20 protein-coding genes are annotated in these 18,662 nt (G+C 61.8%); 13 read left to right on the top strand and 7 right to left on the bottom strand.

Annotated elements, in window-relative coordinates; translation table 11 throughout:
- The first annotated feature begins 184 nt into the window (after positions 1-184).
- Positions 185-973, top strand: a complete 789-nt coding sequence (locus SGJ19_18245) for a spondin domain-containing protein (protein MDZ4782192.1) — start codon at positions 185-187, stop codon at positions 971-973.
- Positions 974-1,072: 99 nt separating this feature from the next.
- Here the strand turns inward: SGJ19_18245 and SGJ19_18240 are convergent, their stop codons facing one another.
- Positions 1,073-2,095, bottom strand: a complete 1,023-nt coding sequence (locus SGJ19_18240; protein ID MDZ4782191.1) for an agmatine deiminase family protein — start codon at positions 2,093-2,095, stop codon at positions 1,073-1,075.
- Positions 2,096-2,257: 162 nt separating this feature from the next.
- Here SGJ19_18240 and SGJ19_18235 point away from each other — a divergent pair, with 162 nt between their 5' ends.
- Positions 2,258-3,385, top strand: a complete 1,128-nt coding sequence (locus SGJ19_18235) for a TIGR03032 family protein (GenBank protein ID MDZ4782190.1) — start codon at positions 2,258-2,260, stop codon at positions 3,383-3,385.
- A gap of 175 nt (positions 3,386-3,560) precedes the next feature.
- Here SGJ19_18235 and SGJ19_18230 read toward each other — a convergent pair whose 3' ends face one another.
- Together SGJ19_18230 and SGJ19_18225 are read right to left on the bottom strand one after the other, a co-directional pair.
- Positions 3,561-4,382 (bottom strand): DUF1698 domain-containing protein, encoded by an 822-nt coding sequence (locus SGJ19_18230; protein ID MDZ4782189.1) that lies wholly within the window; start codon positions 4,380-4,382, stop codon positions 3,561-3,563.
- Between the two features lie 87 nt (positions 4,383-4,469).
- On the bottom strand, positions 4,470-5,639 hold the full coding sequence (locus tag SGJ19_18225) for a PQQ-binding-like beta-propeller repeat protein (GenBank protein ID MDZ4782188.1): 1,170 nt from the start codon (positions 5,637-5,639) through the stop codon (positions 4,470-4,472).
- Positions 5,640-5,949: 310 nt separating this feature from the next.
- Here SGJ19_18225 and SGJ19_18220 point away from each other — a divergent pair, with 310 nt between their 5' ends.
- Positions 5,950-7,617, top strand: a complete 1,668-nt coding sequence (locus tag SGJ19_18220) for a hypothetical protein (GenBank protein ID MDZ4782187.1) — start codon at positions 5,950-5,952, stop codon at positions 7,615-7,617.
- Between the two features lie 193 nt (positions 7,618-7,810).
- Positions 7,811-8,644 carry an arginine deiminase-related protein gene (locus tag SGJ19_18215; protein ID MDZ4782186.1) on the top strand — a complete coding sequence of 278 codons (834 nt, stop codon included), beginning with the start codon at positions 7,811-7,813 and terminating at the stop codon, positions 8,642-8,644.
- A gap of 24 nt (positions 8,645-8,668) precedes the next feature.
- Here SGJ19_18215 and SGJ19_18210 read toward each other — a convergent pair whose 3' ends face one another.
- Positions 8,669-9,904 (bottom strand): molybdopterin molybdotransferase MoeA, encoded by a 1,236-nt coding sequence (locus SGJ19_18210; protein ID MDZ4782185.1) that lies wholly within the window; start codon positions 9,902-9,904, stop codon positions 8,669-8,671.
- Positions 9,905-9,987: 83 nt separating this feature from the next.
- Here SGJ19_18210 and SGJ19_18205 point away from each other — a divergent pair, with 83 nt between their 5' ends.
- The 9 genes from SGJ19_18205 (at position 9,988) to trpS (ending at position 16,665) form a co-directional block, all read left to right on the top strand.
- Positions 9,988-10,632 carry a DNA-3-methyladenine glycosylase 2 family protein gene (locus SGJ19_18205; protein ID MDZ4782184.1) on the top strand — a complete coding sequence of 215 codons (645 nt, stop codon included), beginning with the start codon at positions 9,988-9,990 and terminating at the stop codon, positions 10,630-10,632.
- 101 nt (positions 10,633-10,733) lie between these two features.
- Positions 10,734-11,171 carry a hypothetical protein gene (locus tag SGJ19_18200; GenBank protein ID MDZ4782183.1) on the top strand — a complete coding sequence of 146 codons (438 nt, stop codon included), beginning with the start codon at positions 10,734-10,736 and terminating at the stop codon, positions 11,169-11,171.
- Positions 11,172-11,174: 3 nt separating this feature from the next.
- Positions 11,175-11,522, top strand: coding sequence for a redoxin domain-containing protein (locus SGJ19_18195; protein MDZ4782182.1), 348 nt, complete (start codon positions 11,175-11,177; stop codon positions 11,520-11,522).
- 9 nt (positions 11,523-11,531) lie between these two features.
- The gene (locus SGJ19_18190) at positions 11,532-12,701 is read left to right on the top strand and encodes an aminotransferase class V-fold PLP-dependent enzyme (protein ID MDZ4782181.1); all 1,170 of its coding nucleotides are present in this window, start codon (positions 11,532-11,534) and stop codon (positions 12,699-12,701) included.
- A 40-nt stretch (positions 12,702-12,741) separates the two neighbouring features.
- Positions 12,742-13,158, top strand: coding sequence for a YkgJ family cysteine cluster protein (locus SGJ19_18185; GenBank protein ID MDZ4782180.1), 417 nt, complete (start codon positions 12,742-12,744; stop codon positions 13,156-13,158).
- A 391-nt stretch (positions 13,159-13,549) separates the two neighbouring features.
- The gene (locus SGJ19_18180; GenBank protein MDZ4782179.1) at positions 13,550-13,921 is read left to right on the top strand and encodes an HU family DNA-binding protein; all 372 of its coding nucleotides are present in this window, start codon (positions 13,550-13,552) and stop codon (positions 13,919-13,921) included.
- A 270-nt stretch (positions 13,922-14,191) separates the two neighbouring features.
- Positions 14,192-14,410, top strand: a complete 219-nt coding sequence (locus SGJ19_18175; GenBank protein ID MDZ4782178.1) for a hypothetical protein — start codon at positions 14,192-14,194, stop codon at positions 14,408-14,410.
- A gap of 160 nt (positions 14,411-14,570) precedes the next feature.
- Positions 14,571-15,506: a dihydroorotate dehydrogenase gene (locus SGJ19_18170; protein ID MDZ4782177.1), complete on the top strand. Its 936-nt coding sequence runs from the start codon at positions 14,571-14,573 to the stop codon at positions 15,504-15,506.
- Between the two features lie 196 nt (positions 15,507-15,702).
- Positions 15,703-16,665 (top strand): tryptophan--tRNA ligase, encoded by a 963-nt coding sequence (gene trpS / locus SGJ19_18165; GenBank protein MDZ4782176.1) that lies wholly within the window; start codon positions 15,703-15,705, stop codon positions 16,663-16,665.
- A gap of 212 nt (positions 16,666-16,877) precedes the next feature.
- Here the strand turns inward: trpS and SGJ19_18160 are convergent, their stop codons facing one another.
- From SGJ19_18160 to SGJ19_18150, 3 genes are all read right to left on the bottom strand, one after another.
- Positions 16,878-17,051 (bottom strand): hypothetical protein, encoded by a 174-nt coding sequence (locus SGJ19_18160; protein ID MDZ4782175.1) that lies wholly within the window; start codon positions 17,049-17,051, stop codon positions 16,878-16,880.
- Positions 17,044-17,691, bottom strand: a complete 648-nt coding sequence (locus SGJ19_18155; GenBank protein MDZ4782174.1) for a hypothetical protein — start codon at positions 17,689-17,691, stop codon at positions 17,044-17,046. The genes SGJ19_18160 and SGJ19_18155 overlap by 8 nt, the downstream gene beginning before the upstream one ends.
- A 283-nt stretch (positions 17,692-17,974) precedes the next feature.
- On the bottom strand, positions 17,975-18,662 hold a 688-nt coding region (locus SGJ19_18150), incomplete at its 5' end, for a hypothetical protein (GenBank protein MDZ4782173.1).

The raw sequence follows: 18,662 nt of genomic DNA, 5'->3' as shown, positions 1-18,662 counted from the left end.
GCGGTTTGTGAGCTAGCTCACAAACCGCCTTGAGCATTCGCAACGGAAGCAAGCAAGCGAACGGGAGTAATCCGTTGGAATGTGATGTATCACACAGCCGCGGCCCGGCGTTGTACTTAAACTCGCTCGAATTCGCCGCCATCTGGCAGTTTGCGAAAAGCATCCCAACTTCGAGGAGCAACGTATGCGGATTTCGCACGTCGGACGTCTCGCCATCTTAGTCGCCGGCTTGTTCACTGGCGCCGCGCATGGGGAAATGGTCCAACTCAGAGTTACCGTCGAGAATCTGGCGCCGATGGACAGCGTCGCTTTCGCGCCGCTGCGGTTCGGCGTCCATGCGGGAAACTATGACTCGTTCAATAACGGCGAAGCAGCATCCGCGGCGATTATCTCGATCGCGGAAGGAGGTTCAGGATCCGACTGGTTCCCCGCTTTCATGGCCGCCGAGCCGAGCGCGAACTTCGGCAGCGCCCTGCCCAATCCGGCCGGACCGTTGCTCCCCGGAGGCACAGGCACGACGATCCTCACGGTGGACACCGCGGTCAATCGATACTTCACATTTGCCTCGATGGTCGTGCCGAGCAACGATTATTTTATCGGTAACGACTCACCGATGCAGTACCTGCTGTTCGATGAAAACGGTCAACTGAATCTCACGGAGATCCGCCAGCAAGCCAGCGATATCTGGGACGCAGGCTCCGAACTCGACGACCCGGCTAATGCCGCCTTTCTCCAGATTGGTGACAATAGCCTCCGGACGCCGCAAGGAGGCGTGGTGAATTTCAACTTCGCGGGCCTCGACATTTTCAACGGCCTCACCACGGCCGCGGGCTACTCGTTCGACAGTCAGCTCACCGCGGACCAAGAAGTCTATCGCATTTCGTTCGAAGTCGTACCGGAGCCGAGTACCGTAGTGTTACTGGGCCTTTCGGGCGTTGGGGCATTGGCCCTGCTGCACCGGCGGCGTAGGTAATCACTTCACAGTAAGTCGTCGCTCACGGCCGCGCGATATCGAGGCATCGCGCGGCCGATCGCTTTTCGATGGCAGCAGCATTATTGCGACTCGAAGGTTTTACGCCGGCTCTTGTTGCGTGATGCAATGGAACGCCCCCAGGCCCCAAATAAGGTCGAGGGCGCGGATGCCGCGGACTTGACGCGTGGGGAATAGTGTTCCTAACGTCGCAAGCGCTACGGAGTCCGCTGGATCATCGAATGTCGGCGCGATCACCACGCCGTTGGCGACATAGAAATTCAGATAGCACGCCGGCAGGCGATGCTCGCCGAAGAATTTCGGCATCGGCATCGGCAGCGTGACGATCTCCAGCGGCTGATCGTCTTGATCGGTGAAGGAGCGCAACCGTTCCAGGTTCTCGGCCAGCGGCGCAAAGTTCGCGTCGGTCGGATCATCTTCCACGGCCGCCACCACGGTGCGCGGACCGACGAAGCGGGCCAACTCGTCAATGTGGCCGTCCGTGTCGTCGCCGACGATACCGCCGCCCAGCCAGAGTACTTTTTTGACATTGAGATACTCTCGCAGGTAGCGTTCCACTTCCGGGCGCGTGAGCTGCGGATTGCGATTCACATTTAGCAGGCATTGCTCGGTGGTCAGCACCGCGCCCAGTCCGTTGACGTCGATCGCGCCCCCTTCGAGGATGATGCCCGGATCGAAGCGCCGGCGCTGCGTGAACTCGGCGACGTAGCGCGGCACCTGGTCGTCCAAATCGAACGGCGGGTACTTGCCTCCCCAGGCGTTGTAGCCCCAGTCGATCAGCGCCGGTTCCGTTCCCAGCGGGCCAGTGAGAAACATCGCTCCGTGGTCGCGTGCCCAGCAGTCGTTGGTGGGCACGTCGTGGAGCGTGACATTCGCCAACTGCCCCACGCGACGTTGCGCATCGGCCATCACCGATTCCCCGCCAGCGAGAATATGGACCGGCTCGAACTCGGCCAGCGTGCGCACCAGTTCCTCCCAGACCGCCGGTATGGGCTCGAACTTGCCGGGCCAGGTATCCGGATTGTGCGGCCAGGAGAGCCAGGTCGCCGCGTGCGGCTCCCATTCCGCGGGAAATCGGTAGCCGAGGGCCGCTGGCGTTTGCATAGTGAATCCAAGTTTCGAAGGTGGGCGCTCGACACCGGTTTACCACGTCGAGAAACGCCGAGGCAAGGGCCGCGCCGGACGCGGGGACATTTGTTGACCCCGCCCTGCATCGTCTCTAGACTGACCCCGCCAATGCTCCCCCACGTATAGGCGAAATGCACGATGTCCACTGACGCCAGCAGTCCAACGGAACCCGACGCGAAACCCAAGGAAAATCTGCGCGAAGTGCAGTACGAATGCTCGCGGCATTTCGTGCCGATCCTGGAGCATCTTGGCGCGACGCTCCTGGTCAGCACCTATCAGGCCGGCAAGCTCGTCGCGCTCACCGCGCGCGAAGGCAAACTGCACCTCACGTTCATCAATTTTGATCGCCCGATGGGGGTCGCCGTCCGTCCGGAAGGGATCGCCGTGGCTTGCCGGGATCAATTCTGGTTTCTGGAGAACGCCATCGATATCGCGAGACGCTTGCCGCCGGCCGGCAGCCACGACGCGTGTTATCTCGCGCGTCAGGCGGTCGTGACCGGCGAGATTCAGGCGCACGAACTGGCGTACGTCGGACAAGAACTCTGGGTCGTCAACACTTTGTTCTCGTGCCTCGCCACGCCGCATAGCAGCTTCAGCTTCGTGCCGCGTTGGCGTCCGCCGTTTATTTCCGCCTTGGCGGCGGAAGATCGGTGCCACTTGAACGGGCTGGCCGTCGCAAACGGCGCCGTCAAATATGCGACGGCCATGGCCCAGACCGACACCGCCGGAGGCTGGCGCCCCAATAAGGTGAACACCGGCTGTGTGATGGAAGTGCCAAGCGGGCGGATCGTGGCAACAGGTTTCGCGATGCCGCACTCGCCGCGCATCTTCGACAATAAGCTCTGGGTCCTCGACTCCGGCCGCGGACGCCTGACCAACGTGGACGTGGCGACCGGAGCAATTCAGCCGGTGGCGGACATGCCCGGTTACACGCGCGGTTTGGCGATGCACGGCCAGTTCGCATTCATCGGCCTGTCGAAGATTCGCGAGACCTCGACGTTCGGCGGCATGCCGATCGCGGAAAAGATCGATGAGCTCAAATGCGGCGTCGGCGTCTTCGACCTGGCCAGCCAGCAGACCGTGGCGACGTTTCAATTCGTGTCAGGCGTGGACGAGATCTTCGATGTCTCGCTGCTCCCTGGCGTCCGCAATCCGGCCTTCCGCGGCCCGCATTCACAACAGGATGGCGAGAACACCATCTGGATGGTCCCGGATCCGGGCATGAAAACCGCGCCGGCCCCGTCACGCTTCTGGTTCGGCGTTTGAATCAGCAGGCCCGAACAGTGTTCGACTGTGGGAGGCGTCTCCGACGCCGATGCAACGGACGCGAGCGACAATTCTAAGGTCTTGCTCGCGAAACAAGCCAACTCCATCGGCGTCAGAGACGCCTCCCGCAGTTGAACGAGCAATTCAAGCTGAATTGCTAATTCGACCCGCATAACTATGCGGCAGCCTGGCGTAGCGCGTTGAAGCGCTCGTCGTACTCATGCAATCCGAACGGCGGGCGGTAATCGTGCAGCGGGTTGCTGCCCGAGAACGGACGGCAGACCGTGACGGCGCGATCCACACTTGGCAATTGCGCGCGGCCCGTGATGCGACGCCAAACGCTCTTCGCCCAGGCGCGCGGCGCGGAGTTGAGAAACGACTGCGCGCTGACGTTGAAGTAAGTGGCGCGGAGCAAATTGGTTAGCGTCCGCGGCGTCGGCACGAAGAGCGGCGCCGTGGCGTCGCCAAAGGGCAGGCAAGCGACGTCCGAGCGCATGCCATAGCGGGCCATATCGCCTTCGAAGACGACGATCGTCCCTGGATGGCAGCAGTGCCGAATCTGCGCGAACGCGTAGAACGGGTCGAGCAAGTGGTAATACACGCCGAGGCAGAGGACGACGTCAAACTTTCTGCCAAGCGTCGCCAAGTCGTAGACCGACAGGCTTTGATTGAGTTCCACCTGCGACTTGAGCAACCGCTTGGCCAACCGCAAGCCCGCACCGGCGGCCCAGTTCTGGGAGACGTCGTCCGACGCCAGCACGTTCGCCGCCCCGCGTCGTTCAGCCTCGAAGCTCCAATAGCCGTCCCAGCAGCCGATATCGAGGACCGATTTGCCGCGCCAGTCGATCGCGTCGAACTGGTCGGAAATCAAACGCCAAATCCGTCGATGCGCCGCGACATCGGGCGTCGACGACCGGGCGACCAGCCCCTGGCCGAAATCGAACTCATGGTACCAATGAATCGCGGCGATCTGCGCTTCCAGCTCTTGTCGCGACATCCCCCAAACCTCCCAGTCCATTCGGATACTTTCGCGAGTAGAAAGTACCCGAGAAGCCGGAGTGGAGGCCAGAGCAAATGGGCAATCTCATTGGGCCGGCCGAATGGCGTACAGATTCTCATACGTCCTCAGGAAGATCGTCCCCTCGGAGATCACCGGCGACGAGGAAATCGGCTCGCCCATCGAGATTTCGGCGAGCTTGGCGAACTTCCGGCCGGCGGCGACCACGCTGACGGTGCCGTCGCGCGAAGCGACGTAAACCCGGCCATCGCCGTACACCGGCGAACCACGATAGACGTCCGAATGTAGCCGCGATTTGTATTGCTCTTCACCGGTGGCCGCGTCGAGGCACAACAGCACACCATTCTCCCGGCAGAGATATACCAGTCCGTCATGGACCAACGGCGAGGGGACGTCCGGCGTGTTGTCCGGGAACTTCCAGGCATGCGCGGCCGCTTCGGCTGTGATGTCACCGGTGGCGTCCGGCCGCAATGCCAACACGGGGCCGTTCTTGGCCGTAGGGACCACGATCAAACCCGGGGTAACGACGGGCGAGGCGACAAAGCGCAGGTATTCGTTGTAGCCGGCCCCCTGAGGATTGATGCCGCCGCAGCGCCAGATCTCGCTGCCGTCGGTCAGTCGATGAGCGATAACATAATCCGCGCCATGCGTGACGAGGAACTCGCGCTCGCCGTCGCGGTAGAGCATCGGCGAGGTATAAGCGTGTTCGTTCTCCGCGTAGGCGTCGCTCTGCCGCACGTGAACCCAGGCTTCGTCGCCGGTTTTGCTATGCAAAGCGACGATCTTCTTCGAGGCGCTATGCAGTAACTGCAAATACAGCCGGTCGCCGTCCAACAGCGGACTCGAAGTCATGCCGAATTGAATGTCGAATTGGCCGTACTTCTTCTGTACGTCCATCCGCCAGACTTCATTGCCGGCGTAGTCGAAGCACACCAGATCGCCCGTGCCGGCGAACGCCCACACGTGTTCCCCGTCGGTCGATGGGGACGGTGAGGCCGAATTCCCCTCACCGCGCATCACTTGGTTGTTGCCGGTGCCGACCGTGCGGCGCCACACTTCCTGCCCCGTCGTCGTGTCGATACAGAGCAGCAAGATATCCTTGTCGGCCGCGGAGACGACGAACATGCGATCGCCCCACACCACCGGTGTCGCTCCGGCCTGTCCCGGCATCGGCAGCTTCCAGGCGACGTTTTCGGTCGTGCTCCAACTCTCCGCCAGCCCGGTTTCGCTGCTCACTCCATTATTCTGAGGGCCGCGCCAGCTGGGCCAAGGTTCCGCACCGGCCAAGGGACAAACGCCAACCATCAACAACCAAGCGGCCATCCTCCAACGGGTGCGAACTGGCATCGAGCGGCTCCGGGGCGGGCAAAAAAGTGCGGCGGGAAGTCACGGGCGGCACGTATCAATTTCGCCGAGCCGCCGTATCCGGTCAATATCCCACGCAGGGGCATTCGCTCGCGTGGCGGTCGCTCCGGCAAATCCGGCATGTTATCCTGAATGAGCCGCCCGCCTGAGTTTCCCACCTGACCATCTGCGAGCTTCCGTGATGCTTCCTTGGATTTGCCTGATCGCACTCTGCGCCGAGGTCGGCACAAACGTCTTGAATTGGAGTACAGCGCCGTTCGACTCCGCGACGTTGCCGCCATCGATGGGTGCGTCTTTGACGGCCGATGAACTGCGCGACCTCGAAGCAGCGTCACCGACGACGCCCTACGACCATCTCACCTGCGGCGTCCGCGCGCCGGACGGCACTCTCTGGGTCGGCAGCCCGCATGGGTTGATGTTGCTGAGCCCTCAGGCCGAGCGTTGGAGCCTATTTCATTCGCCGCGCTGGTTGCCGTCGGATGAAGTGCGCGGCCTCTCGCTAGCCAGGGCAGCGCCGGACGGCAGTTGCCGCGTCATCGTGGACACCGCCGCAGGCGCGGCGGCATTGACCGCCACGTCCACGACCTTGGACGCCAAGATGGAAGAAGTTCAAGCCAACCTGCGGCGCTGGCATGTGCGCCATGGCCTGGTCGCCGAAATCCGCCTCGAAAAACCCGGCGACGTGGCGGCCGGTTACGTCCAGCCATCCAGCGATAACGACGGCCTCTGGACCAGCATGTACGTGGCCGGAGAAGCCTTTCGCTATGGCGCGACCAAGAGCGAGGATGCCAAACGCAATGCGCGTCAATCTCTGGAAGCGTTGATGTTTCAGGAACGGATCACAAAAATCCCCGGCTTCGTGGCGCGGAGTTTCGTGCCGATCGACGACGATCCCAAGAAGTACGGCGGCGAATGGCATCGCTCGTCGGACGGTAAGTGGTGGTGGAAAGGAGACACGTCGAGCGACGAGTTGGACGGCCACTACTTCGCCTACGCCGTGTACTACGACCTCGTGGCGGACGAGCAGGAACGCGAGGAGATTCGCGGCTACGTCTCGCGGATCACCGACCACATCCTCGACCACGGTTACTACTATGTCGGCCCGCCAGGCACGCCGACCACTTGGGGCGTTTGGGCGCCGGAGAAATTAAATCACGATCTGGAATGGATCGACGACCGCGGCTTGAATTCGTTGGAAATGCTCTCGCATCTCAAGGTGGCCGAGTACATGACCGGCGCGCCGCGATACACCGCTGCGCTCAAACATCTGATCGAACGTGAGAGCTACGAGATGAATACAGTGCTGCAGAAAATCACCTGGCCGCTGCACCACGTCAACCATAGCGACGACGAGTTGGCGTTCCTGGCGTACTACCCGCTATTGATGTACGAGCGCGATCCGGCGCTGCGCAAAGTCTACCTGGCCAGCTTGGAACGCTCCTGGCGAATCGAACGGCCAGAAACAAGTCCGCTCTTGAACTACATCTACGCCGCGGGGCGTCAGGCCAGCCACTGGCCGAAGCCGCAAGAACGCCCGGCAGAGGCGCATCTGGATGCAGCGGAATATGATCGCGACGCGTGCCTGGCCTGGTTCCACGACGTGCCGGTCGACACGATTTGCTATTCCATGACCAACAGCAATCGCCGTGACGTGGCGCTGCGACCGTATGAGAGTCGCGGGGACCGAAAACTGTCCGTCGAAGCGTTGCCGACCAGCGAACGCCGGGTCATGAAATGGAACGGCGACCCGTTCGAGCTGGACGGCGGCAGCGGCGGCCTGGAACGGGACGACGGCGCATTTATCCTGCTCCCATACTGGATGGGCGTTTATCACCGCTTTCACGAGTGATTCATAGAACCAAAAGGAATCTGTGGGAGGCGTTTCCGACGCAGATGGAGTGGGCGCTGCTTGATCGTCAGTCGTTGAATTCGGCGCCACGCTCAGCCATCGGCGTCGGAGACGCCTCCCACAGCCGTATTCCAGTCGGTGTCGCTTGGCAACGGCGGCTTGGTTTGCCGTTGCCGTGACGTACTATTGGGATATGAGTTCCCAGCCTCGCATCCTGATGTGCCCGCCGGATTTCTATGGCATTGAATACGAAATCAATGCCTGGATGAGCCGCGCGCGGCCCGCCGAGAGCGCCGTGGCGCGCGAGCAATGGGAAGGTTTGCGCCGTACGCTGGAAGCGGCCGGCGCCGCAATCTCGCAGGTCGAACCGCAGCCGGGCTTGCCGGACCTGGTGTTCACGGCCAACGCCGCGATTATCTATCGCGACCTCGCGGTGCTCGCGCACTTCCGTCACCGCGAACGCCAGGGAGAGCAGCCGTTTTTCGAAGCGTGGCTGGCCGGGAATGGATTTCGCATCGAGCGCATGCCGGACGATGTGTACTTCGAAGGCGCTGGCGACGCGCTTTTTTGCGGTGACACGCTATTCGCCGGCTATCGCATGCGGAGCGATGCGCGGGGGCATCAGCGGATCGGCGAATTGCTCGGCGTCCGCGTGATTCCGCTCGAACTCGTCGATCCCTACTACTACCACCTCGATACGTGCTTTTGCCCGCTCCAGCGCGACACGGCGATTTATTTTCCCGGCGCCTTCGACGACTACGGCCGCCAGGTGCTGCGCGAGCTGGTGTCCACGTTGATCGAAGTCGAAGCAGCGGAAGCCCGACGCTTCGCCTGCAACGCCGTGGTGGTCGGTAAAACGGTCGTGACGAACACGGGCTGCGCGAAACTGCATCAACAATTGTCAGAGCGCGGCTTCACGCCGCGCGAAACGCCGCTCGATGAATTCGTCAAAGCCGGCGGCAGCGCGAAGTGTCTCACGCTGCGGCTGGATGGCGAAGAGGCGGCGGCTTGGAAAGTGGGAGTTTGAAGTTTTCAGTTTTCAGTGAGAACGCTACGCGTCGTCGAGCGGCAGAATCTCGATGGATGCGCCGGCTGCGTAGTCTTGGTCGCCGGGCGGGAAATGTGCCAGGGCGTTGGCGTCGATCATCGCGCGGAGATCGCCAGAGCCTTGTGATGATAGTGGCCTTACCTGCAGGCCGTCGTTGTTCCACTCGCACTTCGAGGGTACGTACGCTGCCCGTGGCCCGCGTTGCCGGTAGGGCGCGCTAAGCACGGCGCGTTGCCTTCGCGGCTCGACGTCGATCTCCCCTAGGTAACGCCGGATCGCCGGGCGTACGAAGAGCAAGAAACACACCAGGCTGCTGACGGGATTGCCGGGCAGGCCGAAGACGAGTTTGTCGCGCTCACCGCGCAACACGCCGAACCACAATGGCTTGCCGGGCTTGAGTTGTACCTTGTGAAAGATTTCCACGACGCCCAACTCACGCAGGATGCCGGGCGTCAGGTCCAAGTCGCCGGCCGAGACGCCACCGGAAATCAACAGCATGTCGGCGTCCAGGCCGTCACGAATCAACGCGGCCAACTTCGTCGGATCGTCAGGGCCAATGGGCAGCTCGCGCGCCACACCGCCGGCGCGATGTACGGCCGCGGCCAGCATCGGTCCGTTCGAATTGCGAATCTGCCCAGCACGCGGCACGTCTTGATGTGGCACGAGCTCGTTTCCCGTCGACAGCACAGCTACCGTGGGACGCCAGCATACCTTCACGGTCTCCCGCCCGACTTCCGCCAGCAGCCCGATCTCGAGGGAGCGCAAGCAGCGCCTCGCGGCGATGACTTTGTCGCCGACTCGCATCGCGGCGCCACGCCGAACGACGTTTTGCCCCACGCGCAATGTTGAATCGTCGATCCGCACTCGACTCTGTTCATCGCCGACAACAGACGTCGTTCGCTCGACCATCACCACGGCGTCAGCACCGATCGGTAGCGGCGCGCCGGTCATGATTCGCGTTGCCTGCCCCGCCTGCAACATGCGATTCGGCCACATTCCCGCCATCACCGTCTCGATGACTTCCAACTCGCCCACGCCGTTCGACAAGTCCTCGGCGCGGATAGCGAAGCCATCGACGATCGTTTTGTCGTGCGGCGGCGAATCGATGTCGCTGGCAACCGATTGCGCGGTCACGCGTCCCAGCGCATGGCGCAGTTCGACCCATTCCCAGCCGCCGAGCGGCGCATATTGGGCCACCAGACGCGATGCTTCCGCGACGGAGATCAGGTGATGGCTCATCGTGCCCGTATTGAAAAATGGTTCCAAAACGCCTTACGACCCGAGTATATCCAATCCCAGATCGTCGCGTTACACTGCGACGCATGGCCAAGCGCGAAGAAGTAGCCGCCGCCGCGACGAAGCACCTGCACCGCGCCGATCCAGTGATGCGCGACTTGATTCGACGCGTCGGCCCGTTTCAGTTAAAGATCGATCGCCAACGCTTTCACATGTTGGCCTGCTCGATCGTCTCGCAGCAGTTGTCGGTCAAGGCCGCGCGGACGATACGCGATCGGCTGATCGCTCTTGCCGGCGGCGAATTACTGCCCGAAGGCGTGTTGAAGCTGGAAATCGAGCAACTCCGCGGCGTGGGTCTCTCGCGCAACAAGGCCGCGTTCATGCATGATCTGGCCGCCGCCACGAGCGACGGACGACTGAGCCTGACAAAAATCGGACGTAAGGACGACGAGGCGATCATCGCTGAATTGGTTCAAGTCAAAGGCGTCGGCCGCTGGACCGCACAAATGTTCTTGATGTTCTCGCTCGGCCGCCCGGACGTGTTGCCGGTCGGCGACCTGGGCATTCGCGCGGCGATGCGAAACCTGTATGGCCTGGCCGAATTGCCGAATGAAACCGCGGCGCAAGAAATCGGCGCAAAGTGGCGGCCCTATGCCACGGCGGCGAGCTGGTATTGCTGGCGCAGTTTGGAGCTCAAGCAAAACGGTAAAGCGACCCCGACAAAAAAGTGAACAGAGATTTCGCCCGTTGTCCACCTCTTTCCGGCGCTGCTCGCGTCTATATTAATGGCCATGGCGACCCTTGGAAACTTACGCGATTCAGGATTGCGCCGATGAAAACTGAAACCGAAGCTGCATCCCCAGCACCTGTGCTGAAATCAAATGGTCGTAGTTGGCTCTGGCTGGGACTGCTCCTCTGCGTCCTGCCGATCGCAGCGTATGTCATTCAGTTCAACGTCCTGCAACGGATGTTTGTCCCCTGGTACATCCCCATTCTGGCCACGGTGGGCGCGGCATGCGTGGTGGTATCGGTAATTCGCCGGCGCACGTGGCCGCGCTGGACGGCATTAGCGCTCGTGGCGTTGCTGGGCGGCTTTGAATGGCTGATGTTGGGCGCGGCGGTACGCTTGCCCGAGTATGCCGGTCCCGCTCACGCGGGCGCTAAGCTGCCGACGTTCAGCACCGCGACGGCCGCTGGCGAGGTCTTCGCCAATCGCGATCTGGAACAAGGCGTGGCGACGGTGCTCGTCTTTTATCGGGGCCGGTGGTGACCGATCTGTCTGGTCGAGCTAGGTCAGCTCGAAGCCCGTCACGCGGAGTTCGCGGAACGAAATACCAAACTCGTCGCGATCTCGCTGGACGATCAGGAAACGTCGCTGCTCACACAGAAAGATTATCCCGACCTGCTGGTGATTTCCGACGCGGAGCGCGGCCTCGCCGATGCCGTGGAAGTGATTCACCCCGGGTCGTCGCCAGAAGGAACCGACACCACGGCGCCGACCACCATGATCGTCGACGGCGATGGCCAGGTCCGCTGGGTTTACCGCTCGGAGCGGTTCCTGACGCGGCTGAGTCCGGATGAATTGCTGCAGCAATTGGACGCGGCATTGCCCGCGCCGTAACATCAAGGCATGAGTCAGCCAGCGCCGTCACGTATTTTCCTCGACAACGCCGCCACCAGTTGGCCGAAGCCCGTCGAGGTCTATGACGCCGTCGACCAGTATCAGCGGCAACTCGGCGCCGCTGCGGGCCGCGGGTCGTATCGCGAAGGGGCCACGGTGGACGACAAGTTGCGCCGCACTCGCCAGGCGATGGCCCGGCTACTCGGCGGCGTCGAGCCCAAGCAGATCGCCTTTGCCTTCAATGGCACCGACGCCCTCAATCTGGCCCTGCATGGGCTGCTGCGGCCCGGCGATCACGTCGTGACGACAGTCATCGAACATAACTCCGTGCTGCGCCCGCTGCGGTTCCTCGCCTTGCGGGGAATCCAACTGACCCATGTCGATTGCGATGCTTTCGGTATTGTGTCGGCGGACGCGATCGCGGCGGCCATCACTCCGGCGACGCGGCTCGTGGCAGTTTCACATGCCTCGAATGTCACGGGCGCGATTCAGCCGGTCGGCGACATCGCCGCGGTTGCTCACGAACGCGGAGCAAGGGTGTTGATCGATGCCGCGCAGACCTTGGGACATTTGCCGATCTCGTACCGCGACTTAGGCGTCGATCTGGTCGCCGCACCCGGGCACAAGGGACTCATGGGCCCGCTCGGCACCGGCTTGCTCTACATCCGGCCCGGGTTGGAACAAGAGTTGGCCCCGTTTCGGCAAGGCGGCACGGGCACGTCCAGCGACCACGATCAGCAGCCCGACTCGTTGCCGGAAAAGTACGAGTCCGGTAATCACAATGTACCAGGGCTGATTGGCCTGGGGGTGGCGCTGCAGTTCATCGAGCGGACGGGAATCGGCCGATTGCGTTCGCACGAGATAGAGCTCACGGAGCGGTTACTGACGGGGCTGCGATCGATCGCGGCGGTCACCATCTATGGGCCAGCCGAATCCGCTCAACGGGTGGGCGTCGTCAGCTTCAAGGTGGAGGGGTACAATCCGCAGGAATTCGCGACGCTGCTGGATAGCGCCTACCAGGTCCAGGTGAGGGCCGGCCTGCATTGTGCCCCGCTCATGCATCAGGCCCTGGAAACGCTGTCAGGCGGCGGCACGGTGCGGATGAGCGTCGGCGCTTTCAACGCGCCGGACGAAATTGACCGTGCCGTCGAAGCAGTTCGAGAAATCGCCGCGGTCTGAGCCGCTGGCGGCGCCCCATTGAGCCGAAAGGGATTTCCCGATGTCGGATGAACCGTGGTATGGCCAGGGTCTGCGCTTCGAATGCACGCAGTGTGGCGATTGCTGCACGGGGGCGCCTGGCTTCGTGTGGGTCAACAAAGAAGAGATCGCGGCCCTGGCAGGACGATTCGCCATGAGTGTTGCGGACTTTGAGGCGAAGTATGTCCGGAGCGTGGGGATCCGTAAGAGCCTGGTCGAGTTCGAGAACGGTGATTGCGTCTTCTTCGACGGCCAGTCCCGAGGCTGCACCGTTTACGAGGATCGCCCGCGACAGTGCCGCACCTGGCCCTTCTGGGAGTCCAATATCCGGAGCGAAGCCACCTGGAAAGACACCTGCGAGTCCTGCCCCGGCAGCGGGAAGGGCAAGCTGTATTCCCTCGACGAGATCAACGAACGGCTCCGCGTGATCCGAATTTGACAATTGGTTGGAGTTTGCTGGTGGGGTAGTCGATAACGAATGCACGCTTCGTCCGGCGGCGCAATCCGCCGTGGCCAAGCGTCGTGGAGTTCGTCCGGCAAGATGTCAATCGCTGAGAGTTAGTCGTTGCCTGACAACGACTTATGGCAATTCAGCGAGCATTTCGCCGGTTTTCACGTCGCAAGTTCTTTGACAATCAAATGTTAGGCGGATAGTTCGGGCCAATTGGGCCGCCTATTCTATGCCTGTAACTCGTTGAGTTACGCCACTGGATTGCTCTTGCCAGCTTGACACTAGTGCTTATGGCATTTACACTTGGAGCATGACCGGGAGATATCGAGGCAAGCGGAAGTTCACCCGCTAAGGCCTCTCTCGACAGGAGAACCGAGTCGTGACCAAGAAAGAGATTGTGAAGACGATTTCGGAAGAGATCGGACTCACACAATTGAAGACGAAGGAGATCGTCCAAAAGACGTTCGACGCGATCGTTGAGACGTTAGTCGACGAACGCCGGATTGAGCTGAGAAACTTTGGCGTGTTCGAAGTGAAGAAGCGTGCCGCCCGCAAAGCGCGTAACCCGCGAACCGGCACCAAAGTTCACGTCCCCGCCAAATTTGTAGTCACTTTCAAGCCCGGCAAAGAGATGGAAGAACGCGTCCGCGAACTGGAACGGCAGGAAGCCGAGAAGGACGCCCGACGCGACGCGGAAGTAGCCGCCGGAAACCTGGGACAGGGCACTGGAACGTACGGCGACAGCGGCTAACCAAAACAGCGGCTAACCAGAAACCACAAACCAAACACTGACACCGGCCGACGGCCTGACGATCACCACCTTGCATGACAAGTGGTTAGATCTCGGCAACGAAGGCGGAACGAACCATTTCAGTTGCTTGGCGCGAGCCAAGAGGACCGAATAACCTGCGAATGAACGAGCGACGGTCAAGGCGTCTAGCGATCAGCGCTAACCGTCATGCCGAGAACGATTCTCGGCGGCCGTGGCGACGGAACTGACGACTCAGGGAGGAGTTGTGTGATGCGCAATCTGCTCGCAGCAACGCTGTTGGCAATCTTCGTGGCCAGTTCCGTGGGCTGCATTATTCCAGCCTATTCCGGCGATCCGGCGCGTCGCACCCGACAGGCGCTCAATTCGTCCGAGGACTTGCGGATGTTCCTCGACGAATGGGAGCGCATCTGGTTCCTGGACCAGCCGTCGCACCTGACGCCGTATCGTACGCACGGCGGCATCCTGTAAACGTGCTCTCAAATGCTGCCGCGCATCGGGCGCGGCGGCCCGCTCGGACGCCGCCCAGCGTTGCGTAAGTCGCTTCGCTATACTAGATTGCGTGCGGCGTCCAACTCGTATTCGGCGCCTTGGTGTTTCTCGCCCGCGCCTTTCTCCAGTAGCTTGCCCCGTGACTCGGGAAGTATCCGCGAACGTCGATCTTTCCGTGCAAGTGGGCCGTCTGGAACTGCCCAACCCGGTGCTGGTCGCCTCCGGCACCTTCGGCTACGCTCGCGAGATGGCCGGCCTCGTCGATCTGACCCGGCTCGGCGGCGTGATCCCCAAAACCATCACGCGGCAACCACGCGCCGGCAACGCTCCGTGGCGAACGGTCGAGACGGCCTCCGGCATGTTGAACTCGATTGGCCTCGATAACGACGGCGTCGAAGCCTTCATCGCCCATCACCTGCCGTACCTCGCCACGATCGGCGCGCCGGTAATCATTAGCATCGCCGGCCAGGACTACGACGATTTTGTTGGTCTGGCGGCGCGCCTGAACGGCCTGGCTGGCATTGCCGCGCTGGAACTGAACATCTCTTGCCCCAACGTCAGCCACGGCGTCGATTTCGGCACCGATCCGGAAATGTGCCGTCGCGTCGTCCAAGGCGCTCGGGAAGCTTGCTCATACCCAGTGCTGGTCAAGCTGACGCCAAACGTGACGCGGATCGCCGACATCGCCCGGGCGGCCGAGGCCGGCGGCGCGGACGGGCTTTCCGTCATCAACACCCTGCTTGGCATGGCCGTCGATTGGCGGCGGCGGCGTCCCGTCCTCGGCAACGGGATGGGCGGCCTGAGCGGACCGGCGATCAAGCCGGTCGCCCTCCGCGCGGTCTACCAGGTTGCGTCCGCGGTCAAAATCCCGATCATCGGCGTCGGCGGCATCGCCACGATCGACGACGCCATGGAATTCCTGGTCGCCGGCGCCACAGCCATCCAAGTCGGCACTGCGAACTTCTACCGGCCGAGAGCGTCGCTAGAGATACTGGAGGCCCTGCCGGCGGCGCTCGGCGAACTGAGGGCGTCGAGCGTTCGCGAGGTCGTGGGGACGATGAAGCTGAATGTCTAATTTCTAAATCTGAATGTCGAATCAAATCCAAATGACGAAGATTGAAAGGATCGATGGCGAACGCGAGATACACTTGGTCCATTCGTCATTCATGCATTCAATTTTGATTCGACATTCAGATTTAGAAATTAGTCATTCTCCACTACTTGTACTTGGCGGCATCGAACTCAATTAACGGTCATTTCTCGAGTCAACCATGCGCGTTCTGTCCGGCATTCAGCCCACGGGTCGGTTTCATTGGGGCAATTACTTCGGGGCGATTCGCCAGTACATCGACCTGCAGCATGGCAACGAATCGTACTACTTCATTGCCAATTTGCATGCGTTGACCACGGTGCGCGATCCCAAGGTGCTGGCGCAGTATACGCTCGACGCCGCGCTCGATTTGTTGGCGCTCGGCCTGAACCCCGAACACGCCGTGCTCTTCGTGCAGTCGGACGTGCCCGAGGTTTCGGAGCTCTGCTGGCTGCTGATGACCGGCACGCCGATGGGCTTGTTGAACCGTTGCCATGCCTACAAGGACAAAGTGGCGAAAGGGCTCTCCGCGGACGCCGGCTTGTTTACGTATCCCGTGTTGATGTCGGCCGACATCCTGGCCTACGACGCCGATGTCGTCCCTGTCGGCGAAGATCAATTGCAGCACATCGAGGTCTGCCGGGACATTGCCGCGAGTTTTAATCATCATTTCGGCGAGACGTTCGTGATGCCGAAGGGAAAAATCCTGGAGGCCGCCGCCAAAGTGCCTGGCACCGACGGCGAGAAGATGTCGAAGAGCTACAACAACACGTTGGAAATCTTCGACGACCCGAAGGCGCAGAAAAAGAAAATCATGAGCATCACCACGGACTCACGGCAGATGCACGAGCCGAAAGAGCCGGACGGGGATCACCTCTATCAACTCTTTTCTCTCTTCGCCACGGACGCCGAACGCGAGGAACTCGCCGCCACGTACCGCCGCGGTGGTTTCGGCTACGGCGACGTGAAGAAACAGATCGCCGCCGCCGCCGAGAGATATTTCGCCGAACCCCGCGCTCGCCGCGCAGAGCTGGCGGCGAATCCTAAGCAGGTAGAGGCGATTTTGGCGGACGGGGCCTCGCGCGCGCGCGCGAAGGCCTTGCAAGTGCTGACACGGGCGAAAAAGGCTTGCGGCTTAATGTAGTCCCGTAGTTCAGGCATGCCCTCCAAAGCGAGAAGTCTTCGCGCCGTGCCAACGCCATCCGACATCCCAAGCCCGCGCCGGCCAATTGCCTAACGGTTCGGCGTCCTCTCTCGTCAGGCAACTTGCCGGCATCGACTCGGGATGTTGCCGCGCTTGATTTTCTCGCCGAGTTCTTTGCCTACAGCCGGGGCGCCTGACCAACGGAAGTTGACCTATTTTTGGGACTTCAGTGCATCGAGCTCGGTGGTGACGTCTTTGATTTCTTTTTCGAGATTGATGGCGTCTTGCGGGTCGTCCGGCTGGGACTTCGCGCCGGCGAGTTGTTGGCGCAGTTTTTGGAGGCGTTGCTGAAGGACGTCAATGCGCTTCTTGGCCTTTTTATCCATGATCCGTCATCCTGGCGCGTGATTGAAGGGTTTGGTAGACGCCGACCGCCTCGACGCCCTGGAGTCCGAAGCATTCCCAGAGCATCATCAGCACGTCGTTGGCGCTGCCGGAGCGCAGCGCGTGTCGGAGTTGCATTGCCTTGGTAAGAAAATCCGGCTCCTGCGTCAACCGCTCGTGGAACCGCTGCGCGCAACGCGCGGCGCGGGATTGTTCCAGTTCGAGCAGTCCGGCGAGCGTTGCGCCAGCGGCGTCGACTTCGCCGGCGACGACTTGTTGTACGAAGGATTGGAAGCTGGCCGGCGCTTCGACGGGCGCGGCATCGGCCAGATCCAAATGCGGTGACGCTGTCGACGCGACGAAGACCGGGTCGCCTGGCGACATGGTCAAGAGTTGCTGCGGACGCGTGGCGTCCTGCAGCGAGGACTCATCGCTGGCCGGGAGATTCGCCAACAGGGCGTTGACATGCACGAGCCGGGCGCCGACCTGATCGTAGATGGCTTCCAGTTCGCTGGTGTACGACATGCCCGCGGCGTCTTCGAGGATCGCCTCGTGGGATTCCACGATCCGCGAGGTGAGGCGATCGGTAAGCAGATCCCGGGCCTGCTTCAAAATCGCGAGCGCGCGGGCACGTTCATTCATACGAGACCGTCCCCCCGGATAAACTCCGGCGAAGCTCGCGCGAACGCGCCCCTCGCGTGGTCTTGGATCGACAAAACCGCCTCGTTTTAGCGTAACCGCCCGGGAGGCGATTCGCAAAGGAATCGTCGTAACAGACTGGGAATTGTATACGTGGGCAGGGCAAAAAAAACGGGCAGCCGCGCAATCGTTGTGATCGGGCTCACCCAACGTCTCCTTTCGCTCCGCGAAAGGCTCCGGACCTTTCGCGGAGCGAAAGGAGACAATGTTGCGTTGCTACTCCGCCTTAGCGCCGAAGCACCGCTTCACCGGCCGCCAGAGCAGGTTCGACGCGCAACAGGCGGTAGCTCCGTTCGGCGCCATCGGCGTCTCGGAAGCGGTACGACGTGATGGCGTGGAAATCGCGTTGGTGCGGCAAGGCGAGTGTTTGCTCAGCCAGTTCCGCAAGCGTGTCGTCGTACTGAATGCCGTCTCCGGTCGCGTCGGCGAGCAGCAGGTACGAAAAACCGGCCCGCCGCAGTTGCATCGCCAGGTCGCCGCTCGCCGAATCGTACCTGGTGCGGCGGCGATAAAGGGACTCCTGTGTGACCTCGGCGTCGAAGTAAAAGCCGCGATTGTCCTGGCTGAGGATTTTCGCGCCGCGCTCGGTGAGAATGTTCGCGAGGATTGCCGCTCGGTAGGTCGGTTCTGTACGCTCCAAGTAATGTTCGCGCGTTTCCAAGCCCACGGCGACGGCCCAGTGCTGGCGTGACCGGTACGTCGGCCACAGCGTGCCAACCGCCGTCAGCATAATGAGGGCGAAGGCGACGCCCGCCGCCGCGAATCGTGGCGTGCGGCGCAGCTCCATGCAGACCCAGACGCAGGGCGCGGCCCAGAGCGGCGCGAGTGGAAAAAGAAAACGCACGTTCTGTCGGAGCAGAAAGCAGCCAATGAAATACAGCCCGCTGATCGCAAGCAACACGCGCACGCCGCGC

It is taken from the genome of Planctomycetia bacterium (assembly GCA_034440135.1).
GTDB lineage: Bacteria > Planctomycetota > Planctomycetia > Pirellulales > JALHLM01 > JALHLM01.
Note: the sequence above shows the minus strand (reverse complement) of the source record. Positions and strands in the feature narration are given on the sequence as shown.

Bases quoted from the DNA above. Each gene is read 5' to 3' on its own strand.
- SGJ19_18155 (MDZ4782174.1), bottom strand. From the start codon at position 17,691: ATGAATGAACGTGCCCGCGCGCTCGCGATTTTGAAGCAGGCCCGGGAT.
- SGJ19_18210 (MDZ4782185.1), bottom strand. From the start codon at position 9,904: ATGAGCCATCACCTGATCTCCGTCGCGGAAGCATCGCGTCTGGTGGCC.
- SGJ19_18160 (MDZ4782175.1), bottom strand. From the start codon at position 17,051: ATGGATAAAAAGGCCAAGAAGCGCATTGACGTCCTTCAGCAACGCCTC.
- SGJ19_18175 (MDZ4782178.1), top strand. From the start codon at position 14,192: ATGCGCAATCTGCTCGCAGCAACGCTGTTGGCAATCTTCGTGGCCAGT.
- SGJ19_18245 (MDZ4782192.1), top strand. From the start codon at position 185: ATGCGGATTTCGCACGTCGGACGTCTCGCCATCTTAGTCGCCGGCTTG.
- trpS (MDZ4782176.1), top strand. From the start codon at position 15,703: ATGCGCGTTCTGTCCGGCATTCAGCCCACGGGTCGGTTTCATTGGGGC.
- SGJ19_18220 (MDZ4782187.1), top strand. From the start codon at position 5,950: ATGCTTCCTTGGATTTGCCTGATCGCACTCTGCGCCGAGGTCGGCACA.
- SGJ19_18185 (MDZ4782180.1), top strand. From the start codon at position 12,742: ATGTCGGATGAACCGTGGTATGGCCAGGGTCTGCGCTTCGAATGCACG.
- SGJ19_18190 (MDZ4782181.1), top strand. From the start codon at position 11,532: ATGAGTCAGCCAGCGCCGTCACGTATTTTCCTCGACAACGCCGCCACC.
- SGJ19_18240 (MDZ4782191.1), bottom strand. From the start codon at position 2,095: ATGCAAACGCCAGCGGCCCTCGGCTACCGATTTCCCGCGGAATGGGAG.
- SGJ19_18230 (MDZ4782189.1), bottom strand. From the start codon at position 4,382: ATGTCGCGACAAGAGCTGGAAGCGCAGATCGCCGCGATTCATTGGTAC.
- SGJ19_18215 (MDZ4782186.1), top strand. From the start codon at position 7,811: ATGAGTTCCCAGCCTCGCATCCTGATGTGCCCGCCGGATTTCTATGGC.
- SGJ19_18200 (MDZ4782183.1), top strand. From the start codon at position 10,734: ATGAAAACTGAAACCGAAGCTGCATCCCCAGCACCTGTGCTGAAATCA.
- SGJ19_18235 (MDZ4782190.1), top strand. From the start codon at position 2,258: ATGTCCACTGACGCCAGCAGTCCAACGGAACCCGACGCGAAACCCAAG.
- SGJ19_18205 (MDZ4782184.1), top strand. From the start codon at position 9,988: ATGGCCAAGCGCGAAGAAGTAGCCGCCGCCGCGACGAAGCACCTGCAC.